General features: G+C 69.8%; 18 protein-coding genes and 3 tRNA genes. 7 read left to right on the plus strand and 14 right to left on the minus strand.

Going from position 1 to position 18,507, the window contains the following annotated elements; translation table 11 throughout:
* Positions 1-148: 148 nt before the first annotated feature.
* Positions 149-1,021: a DRTGG domain-containing protein gene (locus VAE46_RS04555; protein WP_322795735.1), complete on the minus strand. Its 873-nt coding sequence runs from the start codon at positions 1,019-1,021 to the stop codon at positions 149-151.
* Positions 1,022-1,118: 97 nt separating this feature from the next.
* Here VAE46_RS04555 and VAE46_RS04560 point away from each other — a divergent pair, with 97 nt between their 5' ends.
* The 5 genes from VAE46_RS04560 (at position 1,119) to VAE46_RS04580 (ending at position 2,587) form a co-directional block, all read left to right on the plus strand.
* Positions 1,119-1,604, plus strand: a complete 486-nt coding sequence (locus VAE46_RS04560; protein WP_322795736.1) for a 6-carboxytetrahydropterin synthase — start codon at positions 1,119-1,121, stop codon at positions 1,602-1,604.
* A 48-nt stretch (positions 1,605-1,652) separates the two neighbouring features.
* Positions 1,653-2,198, plus strand: coding sequence for a hypothetical protein (locus tag VAE46_RS04565; protein WP_322795737.1), 546 nt, complete (start codon positions 1,653-1,655; stop codon positions 2,196-2,198).
* A 56-nt stretch (positions 2,199-2,254) separates the two neighbouring features.
* Positions 2,255-2,329: transfer RNA gene (locus VAE46_RS04570), tRNA-Gly, on the plus strand.
* Between the two features lie 67 nt (positions 2,330-2,396).
* Positions 2,397-2,483, plus strand: a tRNA-Leu gene (locus VAE46_RS04575).
* A gap of 30 nt (positions 2,484-2,513) precedes the next feature.
* Positions 2,514-2,587, plus strand: a tRNA-Gln gene (locus tag VAE46_RS04580).
* Between the two features lie 12 nt (positions 2,588-2,599).
* On the opposite strand, the gene VAE46_RS04585 is transcribed toward VAE46_RS04580, so the two are convergent.
* From VAE46_RS04585 to VAE46_RS04605, 5 genes are all read right to left on the minus strand, one after another.
* Complete coding sequence (locus VAE46_RS04585; RefSeq protein WP_322795738.1) at positions 2,600-3,247, minus strand: TrkA family potassium uptake protein; 648 nt, start codon at positions 3,245-3,247, stop codon at positions 2,600-2,602.
* Between the two features lie 2 nt (positions 3,248-3,249).
* Positions 3,250-4,638, minus strand: a complete 1,389-nt coding sequence (locus VAE46_RS04590) for a TrkH family potassium uptake protein (protein ID WP_322795739.1) — start codon at positions 4,636-4,638, stop codon at positions 3,250-3,252.
* An 85-nt stretch (positions 4,639-4,723) separates the two neighbouring features.
* The gene (locus VAE46_RS04595; RefSeq protein ID WP_322795740.1) at positions 4,724-6,373 is read right to left on the minus strand and encodes a long-chain fatty acid--CoA ligase; all 1,650 of its coding nucleotides are present in this window, start codon (positions 6,371-6,373) and stop codon (positions 4,724-4,726) included.
* Positions 6,374-6,469: 96 nt separating this feature from the next.
* A complete protein-coding gene (locus VAE46_RS04600; protein ID WP_322795741.1) occupies positions 6,470-7,201 on the minus strand; it encodes an SCO1664 family protein in 732 nt (243 codons plus the stop codon).
* 35 nt (positions 7,202-7,236) lie between these two features.
* Positions 7,237-8,127, minus strand: a complete 891-nt coding sequence (locus VAE46_RS04605) for a PhzF family phenazine biosynthesis isomerase (protein ID WP_322795742.1) — start codon at positions 8,125-8,127, stop codon at positions 7,237-7,239.
* A gap of 45 nt (positions 8,128-8,172) precedes the next feature.
* Between VAE46_RS04605 and VAE46_RS04610 the strand changes: the two genes are divergently transcribed.
* Entirely contained in the window at positions 8,173-8,676 is a 504-nt protein-coding gene (locus tag VAE46_RS04610; protein ID WP_322795743.1) for a CinA family protein, read from the plus strand.
* Positions 8,677-8,692: 16 nt separating this feature from the next.
* On the opposite strand, the gene VAE46_RS04615 is transcribed toward VAE46_RS04610, so the two are convergent.
* The 8 genes from VAE46_RS04615 to pyrR all read right to left on the minus strand — a co-directional run bounded on the left by VAE46_RS04615 (position 8,693) and on the right by pyrR (position 17,634).
* Positions 8,693-9,454, minus strand: a complete 762-nt coding sequence (locus VAE46_RS04615; protein WP_322795744.1) for a hypothetical protein — start codon at positions 9,452-9,454, stop codon at positions 8,693-8,695.
* Positions 9,444-12,701: a carbamoyl-phosphate synthase large subunit gene (carB, locus tag VAE46_RS04620; protein ID WP_322795745.1), complete on the minus strand. Its 3,258-nt coding sequence runs from the start codon at positions 12,699-12,701 to the stop codon at positions 9,444-9,446. Before carB ends, VAE46_RS04615 begins: the two co-directional genes overlap by 11 nt.
* 90 nt (positions 12,702-12,791) lie before the next feature.
* Positions 12,792-13,259 carry a hypothetical protein gene (locus tag VAE46_RS04625; protein ID WP_322795746.1) on the minus strand — a complete coding sequence of 156 codons (468 nt, stop codon included), beginning with the start codon at positions 13,257-13,259 and terminating at the stop codon, positions 12,792-12,794.
* A 1-nt stretch (position 13,260) separates the two neighbouring features.
* Positions 13,261-13,710 (minus strand): GNAT family N-acetyltransferase, encoded by a 450-nt coding sequence (locus VAE46_RS04630; protein ID WP_322795747.1) that lies wholly within the window; start codon positions 13,708-13,710, stop codon positions 13,261-13,263.
* The gene (carA, locus tag VAE46_RS04635) at positions 13,707-14,804 is read right to left on the minus strand and encodes a glutamine-hydrolyzing carbamoyl-phosphate synthase small subunit (protein WP_322795748.1); all 1,098 of its coding nucleotides are present in this window, start codon (positions 14,802-14,804) and stop codon (positions 13,707-13,709) included. Before carA ends, VAE46_RS04630 begins: the two co-directional genes overlap by 4 nt.
* Complete coding sequence (locus VAE46_RS04640; protein WP_322795749.1) at positions 14,797-16,119, minus strand: dihydroorotase; 1,323 nt, start codon at positions 16,117-16,119, stop codon at positions 14,797-14,799. Before VAE46_RS04640 ends, carA begins: the two co-directional genes overlap by 8 nt.
* Positions 16,116-17,093, minus strand: coding sequence for an aspartate carbamoyltransferase catalytic subunit (locus VAE46_RS04645; protein ID WP_322795750.1), 978 nt, complete (start codon positions 17,091-17,093; stop codon positions 16,116-16,118). Before VAE46_RS04645 ends, VAE46_RS04640 begins: the two co-directional genes overlap by 4 nt.
* A complete protein-coding gene (pyrR, locus tag VAE46_RS04650; RefSeq protein WP_322795751.1) occupies positions 17,086-17,634 on the minus strand; it encodes a bifunctional pyr operon transcriptional regulator/uracil phosphoribosyltransferase PyrR in 549 nt (182 codons plus the stop codon). Before pyrR ends, VAE46_RS04645 begins: the two co-directional genes overlap by 8 nt.
* Positions 17,635-17,852: 218 nt before the next feature.
* Here pyrR and VAE46_RS04655 point away from each other — a divergent pair, with 218 nt between their 5' ends.
* The gene (locus VAE46_RS04655; RefSeq protein WP_322795752.1) at positions 17,853-18,464 is read left to right on the plus strand and encodes a TetR/AcrR family transcriptional regulator; all 612 of its coding nucleotides are present in this window, start codon (positions 17,853-17,855) and stop codon (positions 18,462-18,464) included.
* The last annotated feature ends 43 nt before the right edge of the window (positions 18,465-18,507 follow it).

Consider the following 18,507-nt stretch of genomic DNA (forward strand, 5'->3'; position numbering starts at 1 on the left):
GCTTCGCCCCCGCCCGCGGCCCCGCGCGACCCCTTCGGCCGCGGGCAGGCCGGCCAGGCGGCGAACAGCCCGGCGGCCGACGAAGGCCCGGTCATCGGAGGGTAGGGCTCGCCGGCGGGCCGTGGCCGGCAGTGTGCGACGGGACGCTTCAGGAAGCGGCAGGAGCGGGAACGCCGACGAGCGCGGCGAATTCGACCGAGTCCAGCAGCTCCGCCATGCGCTCGAGCTTGCGCTCGCCGCGGAAGCGGGTGCGTTCGAAGACCCGCTCGAGGGCGATGACGGTGTTCTCCGTATCGGTGCGGGAGAGGACGACGGGCACGCCGCTCGCGCTGGCGGCATCAATGGTGTAGCCGCTCGGCTGGCGGCCGCCGGTGAGGATGAGCGCGTTGGGCGAAGCCCGCAGGGCCGCAAGGTGCATATCGGTGCGGTCGAAGCGGGCGACCACGGTCATCGAGGGGAAGCGGCGGAAGTAGGGCTGCCCGGCGTCGGAACCGATCGGGGCGATGACGAGGTGGTCGGAGGTGGCATCCGGCGGAACGTCCCCGGGCACGATAAGCTGGCCGTGGAGCAGCGCGAGCGCCTCATCGAGCGCGAAACCGGCGAGCGTGCGGTCTTCGCCGAGTTCGACCAGGGCGGGCGTGCCATCCTTGCGGCGCGCGCCGCGCAGGCGGGGTACGGCGGTGACCACGCAGGCAGCCGTGCCGGCCGGGAAGGATGCCGGCGCGGCCTTTCGCTGCACGAAGACCACCTGCGCGCCCGCGGGGATGGCTGCGGACGGCCCTTCGACCACAAGCAGCTCGCCGTCCGCGGCCGGCACCGCAGCCTGGGGGCTGGCGGGGCTGCCCGGCGCGAACTCGAGGGTCGCGAACCAGGCGGCATCGGCGGCGGCGTTCGCCTCCGGCTCTTCGAGCCGCACGAGGCGGGTCGGCTGGCCGGCATAGGCGAAGTGGCGGGCGAGTGCGGCGGCAACGCCGGTCCGGCCCTGGCCGGGTTGGGCGGAAGTCACGTACAGCAGCGTCACGGCATGGCTCCCGGCGCCGGCAGGCGCCACGGTGATTGTGACGAACTGCACGGATTGCGGCAACGCGCCGACAACCGGGGACCGCTACGATGGGGGCATGCACACGAGCCGACGCATCACCGTTGAACGCAACCGCCTCCGCTTTGCCGCCGCCCACATGGCCACCTTCGGCGGCGCCTGCGAGCCGCTCCACGGCCACAACTACGACGTCTTCATCGAGCTCGAGGGGCCGCTGACGGAGGACGCCTGGGTCTGGGACTTCGGGGCGACGAAGCGCGCCGCGCGCGAGCTGGTCGAGCTGCTCGACCACAAGTTCCTGCTGCAGCGGCGGAGCCCCCACCTGGAGATCCGCGAGCTGCCGGATGGCTGGGAGGTCGGCTTTGGGGGGAAGACCTACCGCTTCCCCGCGAGCGATGTGCTGCCGCTGCCGATCGCGAATTCGACCGCCGAGTGCATCGCGGAGTGGTTCGCTGGCGAGCTGCTGCAGCGCCTGCAGCGGGATGGCGCGACGCACCTGCGGCGGCTCTCGGTGGGCATCGAAGAAATGCCGGGGCAGGCCGGCTGGTATACACTGGAGGTGTGAGCGGAGCGCCGCGCGCGGCGCGGTGTCGCTTTCCCCGGAGGACCTTCAATGCAGCTCGATTGGGACAAGGCGATCAACGAGATTCTCTCCGAGAAGCTCGCCTGCCAGGCGTGCGGCGCACTCGGGGATGAGATGGTCGTTGGCTACACGCGCGAGGCCTCGGCTGCGGAGTTCGCTGCCCGGTGCCGGGATTGCACCGACAAGTCCGATTGCGACGCCCGCAAGCTGGTGGTCGTGTGTGAGAACTGCGCCCGCGCGCATCGAGTGAACGGCGAGCTGATGGATGAGACCGGCATGATGACGATGATGCTGGAAGAGTGCCGGCGGAATCTCGAAGAGTCGATTGACTACCTCTCCACCTACTGGAAAGAGGAGACGGACGTCAGCTACGACGACATGCAGAAGGGCCTCCACGAGGTGGACCCGGAGCTGTTCCGCGAGGAGGACGCCTGGCGCATGAAGCTGGAGGAGGAGTACCTGCAGCTCCACCGCTGGTTCCGGGAACACCGGGTGCCGATCCCCGACCCGGGCTGGCGCAGCGAGTACGTGGAGGACGTGATCGCGCTCGGGTATACGACGCTGCTGGGCGATTGACCGCCCCGCGGCCCCTTGCCCTGAGCCGGCCGCGTGCTAGGATAAGGGTGTCTCAGGCGGAAGTAGCTCAGTGGTAGAGCGCCTCCTTGCCAAGGAGGAGGTCGCGAGTTCGAACCTCGTCTTCCGCTCCAGCAACGCCGCCAACGCCCGCCGATGCGGGCGTTTCGTTTGCCCGCAGAGGGTATGATGGCAGGCGCGGCCGAAGTGGCGGAATGGCAGACGCGGCGGTCTCAAAAACCGCTGGGCTCGACGCCCGTGTGGGTTCGACTCCCACCTTCGGCACCAGGCGTGCGGGGCGAGGCCGCTCCCGGGCGTTGCCGAGTGGTGTAACGGTAGCACACGGGCCTTTGGAGCCTATGGTCGGGGTTCGAATCCCTGCTCGGCAACCACGCTGAAGGCGCTCAGCTTCCCGCCTTGCGCAGCTGCTCATCTTCGCCGGCGATCAGCCAGACGTCCCCCTCTTCGACGACGACATCACGATCGGGCCGGAAGGTTACGAGGTCGTTTCGGACCATGGCGAGCAGGACGACGTTGTGGCGGGTGAAGGTTTCGAGCGAGCCGATGGTGCGCCCGACGGCGGTGATGGGGGCTTCGAGCTTGGCCACGCCGTAGGTCGGCCCGAGGGAGAGGTACTCCCGCAGGTGGCTGGAGGGTCCGAGCGTGTGCGCGAGGCGAACGGCGGCCTCCTGCTCGGGGCTCACGACGAGGTCGGCGCCGGCGAGGCGGAGCGCTTCGGCGTGGTCGTTCGTGCTGGCCTTGGCGACGACGTGCTTGAGCGCGAGGCGGCGCTTGAGCGTCAGGGTGAGGAGCACAGAGGTTGCGATCTCGCTGCCGATAGCGACGACGACGGTGTCGTAGTCGCCGAGCGCGAGGCTCTGCAGGAACTCGAAGTCGGCGAGGTCGCCCTCGGCGGCGAGGGTCGCGGTCTCGGCGAGTTCGTTCACGCGCTCGCCGGAGCGGTCGACCGCCAGCACCTCGACGCCCATGGCCACCAGCTCTTCGACCAGCTGCGAGCCGAACCGCCCCAGTCCAAGGATGGCAACGTTCATAGTTAGCTCAACCTCACGCTATCGACAGGATGGTGGTAGGGAACCTTGCGGTGGGGGCGTGTCATGTAGAGGACGAGCATGACGGGGCTGAAGCGGCCCGCCAGCATGGCGAGGATGAGGATGAAGTGGGCGGTGGGGCCCAGGGAGACCGTGCCAGTGGTGGAGAGGCCGACCGTCGAGAGCGCGGACTGGGCCTCGAAGAGCAGGTCGATGAAGGGGCGGTCGGCGGCAAAGGTGAGCGCGAGCGAGAAACCGAACACGAGGGCGACGTGGTAGAGCGCGAGCGTCGTGGCCTGCTGGATGACGGTGAGCGGGATGCGCTTGCGGAAGGCGGAGACCTCCTCCTCGCCGCGGATGGTGGCGATCATCACCGCGAAGAGGAGGGAGAAGGCCCCGACTTTCAGGCCGCCGCCGGTGGAGCCTGCCGCGGCGCCGATGAACATCAGGCCGATGGTGGCGAGCTTCGTCTGGTCGTGCAGCGCGCTCATATCGATGGCGCTGAAGCCGGCGGTGCGGGCGCTGGTGCTCTGGAACAGCGCGACGAGCGGGCGTTCGAGCCAGGGCAGGCCCCCGAGCGTCTGGCGGTTGTTCCATTCGACCAGGGCGGTGAAGAGCATGCCGGCAACGAGCAGGGCCGCGCTGGTGGTGTAGATGAGCTTGTTATCGAGCGGCAGGCGGCGAAACGAACGGCGCCGCATGAGGTTGACCACGGGCAGGAAGCCGATGCCGCCCATGATGATGAGGACGATGAGCGTGCCCAGGACCACGGGGTTGTCGGTGTAGGGCACCATGTCGCGGCCGGTGAGGCTGAAGCCCGCGTTGTTGAAGGCGGAGACCGAGTGGAAGATGCCCCACCAGGCGGCCTGCCCGGCAGGGACTCCATCAGCCCGGAAGGCCCCCCAGAGGATGAGCGACCCGGCCCCCTCCATGATGAGGGTGAAGAGCGCCACGCTCCGGGCGAAGGAGAAGGTCTCGCTCATGCTGGGGGCGCCGTAGTAGAGGCGCAGCATGTTGCGGTCGCGGATGCCGATCTGGCGGCCGAGGGCCCACATCACGACGGTGGTGCCGACCATGTAGCCGAGGCCGCCGATCTGGATGAGGACGAGGATGGTGGCCTCGCCGAGGTTGCTCCAGTGGGTGGGGGTATCCACCACGGTGAGGCCGGTCACGCAGATGGCGGAGACCGCCGTGAACAGGGCATCGCGCGGGTGGACCCAGTCACCCCCCTCGGAGGCGAGCGGCGTGACCAGGATGAGGGTGCCGACAAGTAGGATAGCCCCGAACCCGGCCGCGAGGCGGGCGACGCCGCTGCCGACGACAGGCCTGCGGCGCTGACCCCGCATCCTCGTGGTGAGGATGCCGCGGGGCATCGCCCGGGTTTCCTGGCTCACTCCCGGCACCCGGTGCGGCCTCCTGCGGGAGCAGCCGCAGACTCAGCCATCGACCTGGACTCCGCTGAGCCGGCGACGCCCCATATCAGCTGGCGGGGGAGGCGGCCCAGCGCTCCGCGACGCTGGCGAGCTGCTCGCGCAGCTGGTTCTTGGCGAACTTTCCGACGCTCGTCCGCGGGAGGGCTTCCACGAAGACGACCTCATCGGGGAGCCACCACTTCGCCACCTTCTCGGCGAGGTAGTCGCGAATCTCCTCGGCGGTGATCTGGTTGCGATACTCGGGCCGGGGCACGACGGCGGCGACGGGACGCTCCTGCCAGCGCGGGTGCGGCAGCCCGACCACGGCGGCCTCCATCACCTTCGGATGGGCCATGATCAGGTTTTCGAGCTCGACCGAGGAGATCCACTCGCCGCCGGACTTCACCAGGTCCTTGGTGCGGTCGACCAGCTGCACGTAGCCGAGCGGGTCGATGGTCGCCACATCGCCGGTCCGCAGCCAGCCGTCCATGAACTTCTCGGAGGCGGTCGGGTCGTTGTAGTAGGTGCCGGTGATGTAGGGCCCGCGGATCTGGAGTTCGCCGATCGACTTGCCGTCCCAGGGCTGCTCCTCGCCGGTTTCGAGGTTGATGATGCGCCACTCGAGGGTCGGCACGATGACGCCTTGCTTCGCGGCCACCTCGAGCTGCTTCTCCTCGGACCAGTCCTGCATGGTCGAGCGGATACGCGTGAGCGATGCCAGCGGCGAGGTTTCGGTCATGCCCCAGGCGTGGACGAGCCGGATGCCGTGGCGGCGTAGGCCGGCGATAAGCGCAGGCGGCGCCGCCGAGCCGCCGCAGAGGACGCGTTGCAGCCGTGGGAGTTTCCGGCCGGTCTGGTCGAGGAGGTTGAGCACCGGCAGCCAGACCGTCGGCACGCCGGCAGAGATGGTGACGTTCTCGCGCTCGAGCAGGTTGACGACGCGCTCGGCATCGAGGAAGCGGTCGGGGAACACCTGGGATGCGCCGGCGAGGGCCGCGGCGTAGGGCAGGCCCCAGGCGTTCGCGTGGAACATCGGCACCGCGTACATGAGGGTGTCGACTTCGGAGATGTTGACCGAATCCGGCAGGGCGGCCACGAGGGAGTGGATCATGGTCGAGCGGTGGCTGTAGACGACGCCCTTCGGGTTGCCTGTGGTGCCGGAGGTGTAGCACATCGCCGCCGCGGAGCGCTCGTCGATCTCCGGCCAGGCGAACCGCTCATCGCCGGAGTTGAGGAACTCCCAGTAGTCGACCGTTCGCTTCAGTTTGCCCGTGGGTTCGGGGCCTTCGTTCATGAGGACCACGAGCCGCACCGTGGGGATGCGGTCGGCGAGCCCTTCGAGGATGGGCAGCACGGAGCGGTCGCAGAAGATCACCTCGTCGCCGGCGTGGTTGATGATGTATTCGAGCTGGTCGGCGAAGAGGCGCACGTTGAGGGTGTGGAGGACAGCGCCCATGCAGGGGATGGCGAAGTAGCATTCGAGGTGGCGCTGGGTGTTCCAGCCGAAGGTGGCCACCCGGGTGCCGCTGCCGACGCCTTCCTTCGCGAGGGCGCTGGCCAGCCGATGGACGTTGCGGGCGAGTTCGCCGTACGTGGAGCGGATGGCCTCGCCCGATTCCGTGTAGGTTGCGAGCGGCTTGTCGTAGTAGAGCCGTTCCAGCCGCCAGAAGATGTTCTGAACGGTGAGCGGGAGATCCATCATCGTGCTCGGGAACATCGCGCGACCTCCAGTGGGTTGGCCCGTTCGGGCGCCGTACACATTACGAACCGGGGTCAGGCGGGTGCAAGCATGCCCCGCCGGGCGCTGTCCCGTTCAGATGAGTGGCCAGGGGTAGTGGCGCGCCTGGCCGGGAACGGGGAACGTGCCGCGGTGCAGCAGCTGCCGCGCGCGCGACCGGACCATCTCCAGCTCGTGGGGGGAAATGAGGTCCCGGAGCGCCGCATCGGCGGCGGGCCGGCGCTGGAGCGCGTCGAGCAGCGCGGCGACGTCTTCGAGCAGCGGTTCGGGGATCGGTTCGCCGGCCCAGTCCCAGATCACCGTGCGCAGCTTGTACTGCTCGTTGAAGCAGAGGCCGTTATCGATGCCCCAAACGTGCCCCTCGGCGTCGAGCAGGCAGTGGCCGCCCTTGCGGTCGGCGTTATTGGCGATGGCGTCGAAGAGGCAGAGCCGCTGCAGCTGGGGCCAGAGCTCAGGGCGTTCGCGCTGCACGAAGTAGTGGGCTTCCGGGTCGTGGTCGATGTAGAGCTGGAGCGAGCCGATGCCTGCCGGCCCCTCGCGCACCACGGTGGGCGGGATGAGCTCCCAGCCGAGCAGCCGGGCGAGGCGGTAGGCCGCGACCTCTCGCCGGTAGAGGGTGCCCTCGGGGAAATCCCAGAGGGGCGTTTCCCCGCGCCGGGGCTTGTAGATGGCCGCGAAGACCTCGTCCCCCGCGCAGAGGCGCGCCAGGTAGACGTAATTCGATGAGTACCAGACCGGCCGGCAGTCGAGGAACTCGGCCGCGAGCAGACGCTGCTCCCAGGTTGCCAGCTCCGCAGCGCCGTCCATCACCCACGAGCGTAGCAGAGCCGGTCGGGGTGCGGTCAGACCGCCAGGGTGCCGCGCAGGACGGTCACGGCCGTGCCGGCGATGCGGATGCCCACCGGCTCATCGCCCTCGGCATCGACCTCGACATCGACCAGCCCCGGGCGGCCCATGATGTGGCCCTGCTCCACGCGGTAGGCGCGCTCGCGCAGGAGCCCGTACTTCCAGAGGTAGGCCGCCATCGCGCCGGTTGCGCTGCCGGTGACGGGGTCCTCGGGGATGCCGGCGCGGGCGGCGAAGTGGCGGGCGTGGGCGCGGTGGGCGGGGTCGAATGCCTCGAGGGTGAACACATGGACGCTGAAGTAGTGCCCGACCGCCTCGAGGTCGCTCAGGTGCTGGACGTTCGGTTTCAGGCGCCGGAGCACCTCGAGCGAGCGGACCGGGACCATCGCCTGCGGCGTGCCGGTCGAAACGACCTGCACCGGCACATCGGGGAGCATGTCCGAGACCGAGATGCCGAGCGCCTCGGCGAACACGTTGCGATCGAGCCGGCGGCCAAACTCGGGGCGGGCCTGGGTCATGATGACGCGGACGTGGCCGCCCTCCTGGCGGACGATGTCGACGGGCAGCACGCCGATGCTGAGCTCCTGGGTGACCCGTGCCCTGCCGGCGGAGAGGTCGATGCGGCCCTCCTCGGCGAGGGTATGCATGGTGGCGATGGTGGGATGGCCGGCGAGCGGGATTTCGCTGGTGGGGGTGAAGAAGTGCACGCGGAAATCGGCCCGGCGGGAGGGGAAGACGAAGGCGGTCTCGCTGGCGTTGATCTCGCGCGCGATGGCCTGCATCTGGGCATCGGTGAGGCCTTCGGCGCGGGTGATGACGCCGCAGGGGTTGCCGGCGTAGCGCTCGGTGGTGAAGGCATCGACAATCTTGACTTCGTACTCCGCCATGGCGGAAGCATACCAGCGCCGCGGGCGAGCGGCCGGGAGGAGCCGATGGGACGATACCCGCTCGAAGTCGATGAGCTGGCAGCCCGGGTGGGGGAGCTGCTGGTGGCCCGCGGCCAGAAGGTCGCCGTTTCGGAGACGACGGCCGGGGGCCTGATCAGCGCGCGCATGCTTAGCGTGCCGGGGGCCTCGCGCTGGTACGATGGCGGGCTCATCCCGTATGCCGGTGCGCACCGCTGGGAGCAGCTGGGGCTCGACCGCGAGATCGCGCGGGAGCACGGCGCGGTCAGCCCGCAGTGGGTGACCGCCACCGCCGAGGGCCTCCGGCGCGCGCTGGGCTGCGACTGGGCGCTGGCGGAAAGCGGCATCGCCGGTCCGCAAGGGAGCCGCCGCTCGCCGAAGCCGGTCGGCAGCGTGGTCATCGCGCTGGCCGGCCCGGCGGGGACGCGCTGCGAGGAGCACCTCTTCCCCGGCTCGCGCGTGGAGGTGATGGAGCAGATCGCGGAGCGGGCGCTGCAGCTGCTGGCCGAGGCGCTCGAGGGCAGCGGCTGAGGCGGCGTGCCGGCCGTTAGAAGACGTCGAAGAGGGCGAAGCGCGGGCCGTCCTTGCAGCAGAGCCGCACGCCGCGCCGGGTGAAGATGGCGCAGCCGTAGCACATGCCCCAGCCGCAGGGCATGTTCTCCTCCATCAGGATCTCGGGCGATTGCCGCCGGTCATTGCCGCGGAGCACGCGGGCGAGGGATTCGAACATGGCGTTCGGGCCGCAGGCGTAGATGCGGTTGGCCCACTCCTGGTAGCGGCCCAGGTGGTCGGTGACGTACCCCTTCGGCCCCGCCGAGCCGTCCTCGGTGACCACGACGTATTCCACCTCCCGCGGCCATTCGCTGGCGGGCAGGAGATGGCGGGCCGTCCGGGCGCCCATCATGGCGACCACGTGGTGGCCGGCAGCCACCGCGCGCTCTGCGGTATCCACCAGCGGCGCGATGCCCACCCCGCCGCCGATGAGGAGCAGGTTCGACGGCTGTTCCGGGAGGCGAAAGCCGTTCCCGAGCGGGCCGTACGCCCGCACCAGCGTGCCCGGCGGCTGCTGGGCCAGCCAGGCCGTCCCGCGCCCGACGACGGCGTAGCAGAGCGCGAACCGTTCGCCATCGAGCCGGTAGTAGCTGAAGGCACGGGCGAACATGGGGTCGGTTCGTTCGTGGCTGCAGTGCACCATCACGAACTGGCCGGGCTGGACGCCGCGGGTGAGCCCTGGCGCATGGAACCAGGTGATGCAGGCGCCCTCCCACGCGGGCCGGGTCTCGAGGATGACGGCGTCCTCAATCTGCACCGAGGTACTCCCGGACAGTGGCGACGTCGTAGTGCGAGGGGCGCGCGAGCGCCTGGATCGCGGCCCGCGCGGTATCGATCGAGGTGAAGCAGGGGATGCGGCGTTCGGCCGCGGCGCGCCGAATATGGAAGCCGTCCCGCAGGGAGCCGGTCATCCGGCCCTCGGGCGTATTGATCACGCACTGGACCGTGCCGTCCATGATGACATCGACCACGTTGGGATGGCCACCGCTGAGGACCTTGGTCACGGTGGTTACGGGGAGACCCAGCGCCTCGATCATCCGGCTGGTGCCCTCCGTTGCGTAGAGGCGGTAGCCGGCGTCGGCCAGCTGGTGGACCAGCGGCAGGGCGTCCGCCTTGGTGCGGTCCGAAATGCTCAGCAGGATCGATGCCTTCGGTGGGAGCGCAAGGTCAGCGGCGATGAGGGCCTTGGCGAGGGCCGCTTCAAAGGTGCGGTCGACGCCCATCACCTCGCCGGTGCTCTTCATCTCCGGGCCGAGGTAGGTATCCACGCCGGTCAGCTTCGACATGGAAAAGACCGGGGCCTTGACGGCGTAGAGCTTCCGCTCGGGCCAGAGCCCATCGGGGTAGCCGGCATCGGCGAGGCGCCGGCCAAGCATCGCGCCGACTGCCAGCTGCACCATCGGCACACCGGTCACCTTTGAGAGGAACGGCACGGTGCGGCTCGCCCGCGGGTTCACCTCGAGGACGTAGATGCGCGGCGCTTCACCGGCGCGCCGGGGCAGGACCACGAACTGGATGTTCGTCAGCCCGATGGCGCCGAGGCCCAGCACGATCCGGCGGGTATAGTCAACGATGGTGGCCTTCTCCTCGTCGTCGAGGTGCACGGGCGGGTAGACGGCCATCGAGTCGCCGGAGTGGACGCCGGCGCGCTCGATGTGCTCCATGATGCCGGGCACGAGGACCCGCTCGCCGTCGCAGATAGCGTCGACCTCGACCTCCGCGCCCTCCAGGAACTTATCGATGAGGATTGGGCGACCGCCGGCAACCTCGGCAGCCGCGCCGACGAAAGTCACCAGCTCGGAGGCGTTCTGCACGATCTCCATGGCCCGGCCGCCGAGCACGTACGACGGCCGAACCAGCACAGGGTAGCCGATGGCCTGGGCAGTCTTGATGGCGTCCTCGAGGTTGGTGATGGCGGCCCCGGGCGGCTGGGGAATGCCGAGATCCTGCAGGAAGCGCTCGAAGAGGCGCCGGTCCTCGGCGGTATCGATGGCCTCCGCGCTGGAGCCGATGATGGGCAGCCCGGCCCGGCGCAGGGGCCCCGCGATGTTGATCGCGGTCTGGCCGCCGAACTGGCAGATGCTGGCGGGGATGCCCGCGCCGCCGGCGCCCTCGTTTTCGATGACGTCGCGGATGGACTCCTCATCGAGGGGTTCAAAGTAGAGGCGGTCGGAGGTGTCGAAGTCGGTCGAGACCGTCTCCGGGTTGGAGTTGACCATGATGGCGCGGAGCCCGGCGTCCTGGAGGGCCCATGCGGCGTGGACGCTGGCGTAGTCGAATTCGATGCCCTGGCCGATGCGGATGGGCCCGCTGCCGATGACGACCGCGGCGCGGCCCTCCTCGGAGGTGGCTTCGTTCTCCTGCTCGTAGGTGCTGTAGAAGTAGGGCGTTTCGGCGTCGAATTCGGCCGCGCAGGTGTCCACCATCTTGTAGACGGGGCGGATGCCCCACTCATGGCGGAGCGCACGGATCTGCTCGGGCAGCCGGTCGGCGAGCTGGCCGACCATCTCGTCGCTGAAGCCCATGCGCTTGGCCTCGCGCAGGAGCTCGGGGCTGAGCGGCTCGTTGAGGAGGCGCTGCTCCATCCGGACGATGTTCTGGAGGCGCTCGAGAAACCACGGGTCGACCCCGCGGGAGCGGCGGGCGAGCGAGAGGACGTCTTCGCCGCGCCGCAGGGCGGCCATCAGCGCCCAGAGCCGCTCGTCGGTCGCGTGCACGGGGATTTCCGCCATCTCGCGCCACTCCGGCCGCTCCCAGAGCAGGCTCCGCCCGCCGACTTCGAGCGAGCGCACGGCCTTGTTGAGGGCCGCCTCGAAGGTGCGGTCGATGGCCATCACCTCGCCGGTGGCCTTCATCTGCGTGCCGAGGGTGCGGTCGCCGAGGGAGAACTTATCGAAGGGCCAGCGCGGGATTTTGACCACGACATAATCGAGAGCGGGCTCGAAGGCGGCGGTGGTCTTCTTCGTGACCGCGTTGGGGATTTCGTCGAGCGTCTTGCCGCAGGCGATCTTGGCGGCGACGCGGGCGATCGGGTAGCCTGTCGCCTTCGAGGCCAGCGCCGAGGAGCGGCTGACGCGGGGGTTGACTTCGATGACGTAGTAGGGGAGTGGGGCATCGGGGTCGCCGCGCCAGTCGCAGACGTCCTTGCGCGGGGCGAGGGAGAACTGGACGTTGCAGCCGCCTTCGATCTTGAGCTCCGAGATGATGCGCAGGGCGGCCGAGCGCAGCATCTGGTAGTCCTTATCGCTCAGAGTTTGCGATGGGGCGACCACGATGGAGTCGCCGGTGTGGACCCCCATTGGGTCCATGTTCTCCATGTTGCAGATCGTGATGCAGTTGCCCGCGCTGTCGCGCATCACCTCGTACTCGATCTCCTTCCAGCCGAGGAGATTCTTTTCCACGAGGACCTGCGTGATGGGGCTGGCGGCGAGGCCGGAGGCGGCGACCGCCCGCAGCTGCTCCATGGTGAAGGCCATGCCGCCCCCGGTGCCGCCGAGGGTATAGGCGGGCCGAATCACCACCGGGAGGCCAATCTTCTCGGCCGCGGCGATGCACTCTTCGACGGTGTGGCAGATTTCGCTCTCCAGCACCGGCTCGCCGAGCTTGGCCAGCATGTCGCGGAAGAGTTCGCGGTCTTCGGCGCGGCGGATCGCTTCGAGCTGGGTGCCGAGCAGGCGGACGTTGTACTTCTCGAGAATGCCGGCCTTCGCCAGTTCGACGGCGAGGTTGAGGCCGGTCTGGCCGCCGAGGGTGGGGAGCAGGCCCTCGGGGCGCTCCTTCGCGATGATCCGCTTGAGCACCGGCACGGTCAGCGGTTCGATGTAGACGGCGTCGGCGACATCGAGGTCCGTCATAATCGTGGCCGGGTTGGAGTTGACGAGGATGCTGCGGACGCCCTCTTCGCGCATGGCCTTGCAGGCCTGGGTGCCCGCGTAATCGAACTCGGCCGCCTGGCCGATGACGATAGGCCCGGAGCCGATAATCAGCACGCTCGCTGGTTTCAATCGTTCCCTCCGCGGTGGAGTGAGCTGCCGTGTGGGCAGGAGATGGTGGCCCGGTGTTCCGGCCGGGCTGCGGCTGCGAATCGCGGCATGTCAGCGCCCCCGTGCCCGCCGGGCGAGGATGCGGCGAACCGGTCGCAGGGCAAAGACGAGCAGGACGAAGGGGACCGGGATGAGCGCCGGCGCGGGCCGGAGCAGGATGAGCGCCTCGGCGACGCCGATCGCCGCGCCGATCCCCGCGGGCGCGATGACATGGCTCGCCCGGTCGTCCGAACCCGCGGAGAGCAGCACCCCGGCCGCGCCGAGGCTGACGGCGGCGAGGGCGAGGAAGGCCGCGAAAACGCGCGCCAGGTCGGTGCCGGCATCGCCCCGTGAGAGGTCGGGCACGAGGAAGGTCGCAGCGGCGAAGATGCCGGCCATGACGGCTGCCGCGGCGGCCAGCGCGAAGGCGAGATCCGGCGCCGATGAGGGCTCGCGGCGCGGCCGAATCGGTGCGTTGTTGCGGCGGCGGATGCCGGGTCGGGGCTGGGTCACGAACAGATTCCCTTCGATGGCGGCCACCTCAGAGCGGGAGCTCAAAGCGCATGTTGGGGTTGCGCAGCGGCACCATGGCGCCGATGGAGGAGAGGAAGCTGAGGGCAGGTTCGTTGCCTTCCGGGAGGCGGCCGCGAATGCGGCGGTAGCCGTGCTGGCGGGCGAATTCGAGGATCGCCTCGGCGAGGTCGGTGGCGAGCCCGCGCCGCCGGTATTCGGGCAGCACCCAGACGCCGAGCAGGCCGGTGCCGGGGTCGGCGGTATCGAAGTCGAGGGCGCCGAAGGCCACGGGGATGCTGCCGTCGTAGGCGACGAAGAGGGCGCCGTCGTCGCCGAGCCGGCGGAGCCAGGCGGTCACGCGCGCGGCATCGAACGGCCCCTCGAGGCCGACGTTTTCGTTGCCCATGCCGCGCAGGATCGCGGCGATGCCTTCGGCGTCCGCGAGGGTGGCGCGGCGGATTTCGGTGGTGCGGGTCATTTCACGCCTCCTTTGACGGTGGCCATCATCTCGACGAACCGGTCGAAAATGTACTCATTGTCGAGCGGGCCGGGGCAGGCCTCGCTGTGGTACTGGATGGTCATCAGCGGGTCCGTTTTCGAGGCGATGCCCTCGACCGTCTGGTCGTTCAGGTTGATGTGGCTGACGAAGGCCGAGCTGTGAAGGCCGTCGGGGTCGACCGCGTAGCCGTGGTTCTGGGCGGTGATGGCCACGTGCCCGCTGACGAGGTCCTTGACCGGGTGGTTGCCGCCGCGGTGGCCGAAGGGCAGCTTGTAGGTGCCGGCGCCGAGCGCGCGGGCCGCGACCTGGTGGCCGAGGCAGATGCCGAAGATCGGCACCCGCCCGATGAGGCGGCCCACCTCGCGGACCATGCCGTCGAGCAGGCGCGGGTCACCGGGGCCGGGCGAGAGCACGACGCCGTCGGGGTGCAGGGCGAGGATGTCGTCGGCGGGCGTGGCGGCCGGGAAGACGCGGACGGCGCAGCCGCGCGCCTCGAGCAGCCGCATGATGTTGCGCTTCACGCCGCCATCGAGCAGGGCGACGCGGTAGCGGCCTTCGCCGAGCGGCAGCGACCAGTCGAACACCCGCGGCGTGGTGACCTGCTCGACCCAGTTGATGTCGTCGTAGCCCGGGAGGTCGCGCACGCGGGCGAGCGCCTGCTCCGGGGTTTCGTGGGTGGTGATGGTGCCGAGCATGACCCCGTGGCGCCGGATGCGCCGGGTGACGGCCCGCGTGTCGACGCCGTCGATGGCCACCACGCCGCGGGCCTGGAGGTACTCGCGCACCGTCTGGTGGGAGCGGAGGTGGCTCGGCTGGTCGGTCGCCTGGCGCACGATGAGCCCGGCAGGCTGGATGCGCGCCGATTCTTCCACCCGCTCATCGATGCCGTAATTGCCGATCAGGGGATAGGTGAGGACGAGCAGCTGCCCGGCGTAGGAGGGGTCGGTGAGCATCTCCTGGTAGCCGGTCATGGAGGTGTTGAACACCACCTCACCATCGGCGTGGCCGGCGGCGCCGATGCTGCGTCCGGGGTAGGCGGTGCCGTCGGCGAGCACCAGCCAGGCATCAGACATGCAGTTCCTCCTCGAGCAGGGTAAGCGCGCCGCCGGCGACCACCGCCCGGACGCGCCCGGTGAGGCTGCGCCCGGCGAGCGGAGTGTTCTTTCCTTTCGATGCCCAGCGGGCCGGGTCGATGGTGACGGGGGCCGCCGGGTCTATGACGACGAGGTCGGCCGGGCTGCCCGGCTGGAGTCGGCCGAGCCCAGGGACGCGGCGGTTGAGTTCGAAGGCGGCGACGGGGCCGATGGTGAGCGCCCGCGCTACCGCGTGGAGGTCGAGTTCGCCCCGCGCGACCTGGGTCCAGAGGGTTGCCACCGCAGATTCGAAGCAGGAGATGCCGAAGGCGGCGTCTTCGAACTCGACGAGCTTGTCTTCGACCGCATGGGGCGCGTGGTCGGTGGCGATGGCATCGATGATGCCGGCGTTGAGGGCGGCCACCAGCGCGCGCCGGTCCTGCTCGGTCCGAAGCGGGGGGTTGATCTTGGCGTTCGTGTCATAGGCGGGCTCGGGGCCTTCGCCGAACACGGCCTCCTCGGTCAGGAAGAGGTGGCTGGGTGTGACCTCGCAGGTGACCGGGATACCCCGCTGCCGCGCGTCGGCGATGATCTCGATGCCGCGCGCGGTGGTGACGTGCGCGATATGCAGCCGGGCTCCGGTGGCGGCGGCGAGTTCGATGTTGCGGGCGATGGCGGCGACTTCCGCGGCGGCCGGTTGCCCGGGCAGCCCGAGCCGCTCGCTGACGGCGCCCTCGTTCATCGCGCCGTGGTGGAGTTCCGGGGTGTCGCAGTGCTCGGAGATGGGGAGCCCGAGTGCGGAGGCGAGCTGGAGGGCGTTGCGCATCAGCCGTCCGTTCGCGACCGGGCTGCCGTCGTCGCTGAAGGCGACGCAGCCGCCGGCTGCCAGCTCGGCCAGCTCGGCGAGCTCCTGGCCCTCGCGGCGGCGGGTGATGCAGCCGATGGGGAAGACGCGCACCCGGGCATCGCGGGCGAAGCGCTCGAGGATGCTCTCGAGCACTGGGCCACAATCGGGCGCAGGGCTGGTGTTCGGCATCGCGCAGATCGTGGTGAACCCGCCCCGCAGCGCGGCCCCGGTTTCGGTGCGGATGGTGCCCTTCTGTTCGAAGCCGGGTTCGCGGAGGTGCGCGTGGAGGTCGACGAAGCCGGTCAGGACGAGGCAGCCCGCGGCATCGACCACGCGCGCGCCGGCGGGCTCGAGGTTCGTGCCGAGCGCCGCGATGCGGCCATCGCGGGTGAGGACGTCGAGCACCGCGTCGGTGCCGCTGGCGGGGTCGATGACCCGTCCGCCACGAATCAGCAGCGGTTCGTTCATGCCCGGCTCCTTGCGGCGATGAGGTAGAGGAGGGCCATGCGCACGGCCACCCCGTTGGCGACCTGCTCCTCGACGAGCGACTGGGCGCCGTGCGCGACCTCCGGCGAGAGCTCGATGCCCTCGTTCATCGGCCCCGGGTGCATGACCAGCGCCCCGGGATTGGCCCGCGCGAGGCGGGCAGCGTTCACCTGGTAGCCGGCGATGTACTCGCGCAGCGAGGGGATCAGGCCGCGCTCCTGCCGCTCTTTCTGCATGCGCAGGGCCATCACCACATCGGCCCCTTCGATGGCGGCATCGAGGCTGGTGCTGACGGAGCAGCTGCCGGGGCCTTCGCAGCGGGGGGGCAGCCAGCGGGGCAGCAGCGTCGCGGGTCCGCAGAGGACGACGCGGGCGCCCATGGCGGTCAGGGTCCAGAGGTTGGAGCGGGCGACCCGTGAGTGGAGGATATCGCCGACGATGACGACCTTGCGGCCCTCGAGGGAGCCGAGGTGCTGGAGCATCGTGAAGAGGTCGAGCAGGGCCTGGGTCGGGTGCGCGTGCGTCCCGTCGCCGCCGTTGATGATGCTCGCGCCGGTGTGCAGGGCCGCGAGGTAGGGCGCGCCTGAGCGGTGGTGCCGCATCACGATGATGTCGGTTCCGATGGCTTCCAGCGTGCGCACGGTATCGATGAGGGTTTCGCCCTTTTCCACCGACGAGCCACTGGCGGTGAGGTTGACCACGTCGGCGCCGAGCGCCTTGCCGGCCACCTCGAAGCTGGCCCGCGTGCGGGTGCTCTGTTCGTAGAAGAGCGTGGCGATGGTGGTGCCGCGCAGGGTGGAGACCTTCGAGACCGGCCGCATGCGGACCTCTCGCATCGCCCGGGCGGTCTCCAGGATGAGGTCGATCTCCGGCCGGGTGAGGGTGTCGGTATCGAGGAGGTCCTTGCGCGTCCAGGTCGATGGCCCGGCAGCGGTGCTCGTGGGGGTCTCAAGCATCGGCGGCCTCCTCGCCGTAGACGTAGACGGCGTCTTCGCCGTCGGTCTCGCTCAGGCGCACGCGGACGCGCTGCACCAGCGCGGTGGGGATGTTCTTGCCGACGAAGTCCGGCCGGATGGGGAGTTCCCGATGGCCGCGGTCGATCAGCACGCACAGCCGCACCCGTGCGGGCCGGCCGAAATCGAGCAGGGCATCGAGAGCGGCGCGGGCCGAACGCCCGGTGAAGAGGACATCATCGACCAGCACCACGGTCTTGCCGTCGATCGGCACGGGGATATCGCTGGGGCGAACGGGCGGGGGCGCACCCCGGCGGGCGACGTCGTCGCGATAGAGGCCGATGTCGAGCGAGCCGACGGGCACGTCGACGCCTTCGAACTCACGAATGGCGGCGGCGAGACGGCGGGCGAGCGGGTAGCCCCGGGAGAGGAGGCCGACAAGCACCAGGTCGCCGGTGCCGCGATTGCTTTCGATGATTTCGTGCCCGAGGCGGCGAATCGTGCGGGAGATCTCGTCGGGGCCGAGGTAACGGGTGGCGCTCACGAAAAACGCCTCCCCCGGGGCGCGGAGCAGGCGCGACAGGCAGCAAACAGGCCGGGCATTCCGGCGCCTCCTCCCTTAGCGGCCTCACGGGACCGCCTTAAAGGGTTTCTAAGATTGTACGCGCACCCGGCCGGGGAGCGCCAGCTCGTTCGTTCGCCTCTCGAACGCGCCGGCCGTATACTCGCGATGCCGCCCGACTTTTCCCGTGGAGCGCTGGTGTGACCTCGAACCCGGGCCCGGCCCAGGAACGCGAAGCAGACGTCCGCGACCGCATTTTTGCCAGTGCCCTGCGCCATTTTTCGCAGAAGGGGTTCGCGGCGACGTCGCTGCGCGAGATCTCGGAGGATGCCGGCACCACCAAGCCGATGATCTACTACTACTTCGGCTCGAAGGAGGGCCTCTACGCCGGCATCGTCCGCCAGATCCTCGAGGAGATGGCGGAGGCGATTCGCGCGCAGCTGCCAGCGGAGGCACCGGTCGGGGAGCAGGTGCTGGCCTACTGCGAGCGGTACCTGGACTACTTCCTCCAGCAGGAAGAGATCATCGCGCTGGTGCTGCGGGAGGTGTTCGGGCTGGGCGGGGTGCCGATGGCGGAGTTCTCGCAGGCCCTGGGGGAGCGCGTCCGTCTCCCGCTCGATGAAATCCTGGCCCGCGGCATGGAGACCGGGGAGCTGCGCCTGGATTCGGTGCCCGTCTGCGCCACGGCGATCACGGGCATCCTGAACATGTTCATCCTTGCCCACGTCTTCGGAGGCGCGGAGATCGACCGGAATGCGCCGCTGCAGCAGGTCCGCTACTACCTCGCGGGCCTCGCCTGCCCGCCGAGGTAAAGGCCGCCCGGGGCTCCCTCATCTTTTGCCGGCCGCTGCCGAA

Origin of the sequence: Tepidiforma sp., assembly GCF_034433535.1 — a bacterium.
GTDB lineage: Bacteria > Chloroflexota > Dehalococcoidia > Tepidiformales > Tepidiformaceae > Tepidiforma.

What these genes read in the sequence shown, in the direction of transcription:
- VAE46_RS04560 (WP_322795736.1), top strand. Translation starts at nt 1,119, where the DNA reads ATGCACACGAGCCGACGCATCACCGTTGAACGCAACCGCCTCCGCTTT.
- VAE46_RS04565 (WP_322795737.1), top strand. Translation starts at nt 1,653, where the DNA reads ATGCAGCTCGATTGGGACAAGGCGATCAACGAGATTCTCTCCGAGAAG.
- VAE46_RS04585 (WP_322795738.1), bottom strand. Translation starts at nt 3,247, where the DNA reads ATGAACGTTGCCATCCTTGGACTGGGGCGGTTCGGCTCGCAGCTGGTC.
- VAE46_RS04595 (WP_322795740.1), bottom strand. Translation starts at nt 6,373, where the DNA reads ATGTTCCCGAGCACGATGATGGATCTCCCGCTCACCGTTCAGAACATC.
- VAE46_RS04600 (WP_322795741.1), bottom strand. Translation starts at nt 7,201, where the DNA reads ATGGACGGCGCTGCGGAGCTGGCAACCTGGGAGCAGCGTCTGCTCGCG.
- VAE46_RS04605 (WP_322795742.1), bottom strand. Translation starts at nt 8,127, where the DNA reads ATGGCGGAGTACGAAGTCAAGATTGTCGATGCCTTCACCACCGAGCGC.
- VAE46_RS04610 (WP_322795743.1), top strand. Translation starts at nt 8,173, where the DNA reads ATGGGACGATACCCGCTCGAAGTCGATGAGCTGGCAGCCCGGGTGGGG.
- VAE46_RS04630 (WP_322795747.1), bottom strand. Translation starts at nt 13,710, where the DNA reads ATGACCCGCACCACCGAAATCCGCCGCGCCACCCTCGCGGACGCCGAA.
- carA (WP_322795748.1), bottom strand. Translation starts at nt 14,804, where the DNA reads ATGTCTGATGCCTGGCTGGTGCTCGCCGACGGCACCGCCTACCCCGGA.
- VAE46_RS04640 (WP_322795749.1), bottom strand. Translation starts at nt 16,119, where the DNA reads ATGAACGAACCGCTGCTGATTCGTGGCGGACGGGTCATCGACCCCGCC.
- VAE46_RS04645 (WP_322795750.1), bottom strand. Translation starts at nt 17,093, where the DNA reads ATGCTTGAGACCCCCACGAGCACCGCTGCCGGGCCATCGACCTGGACG.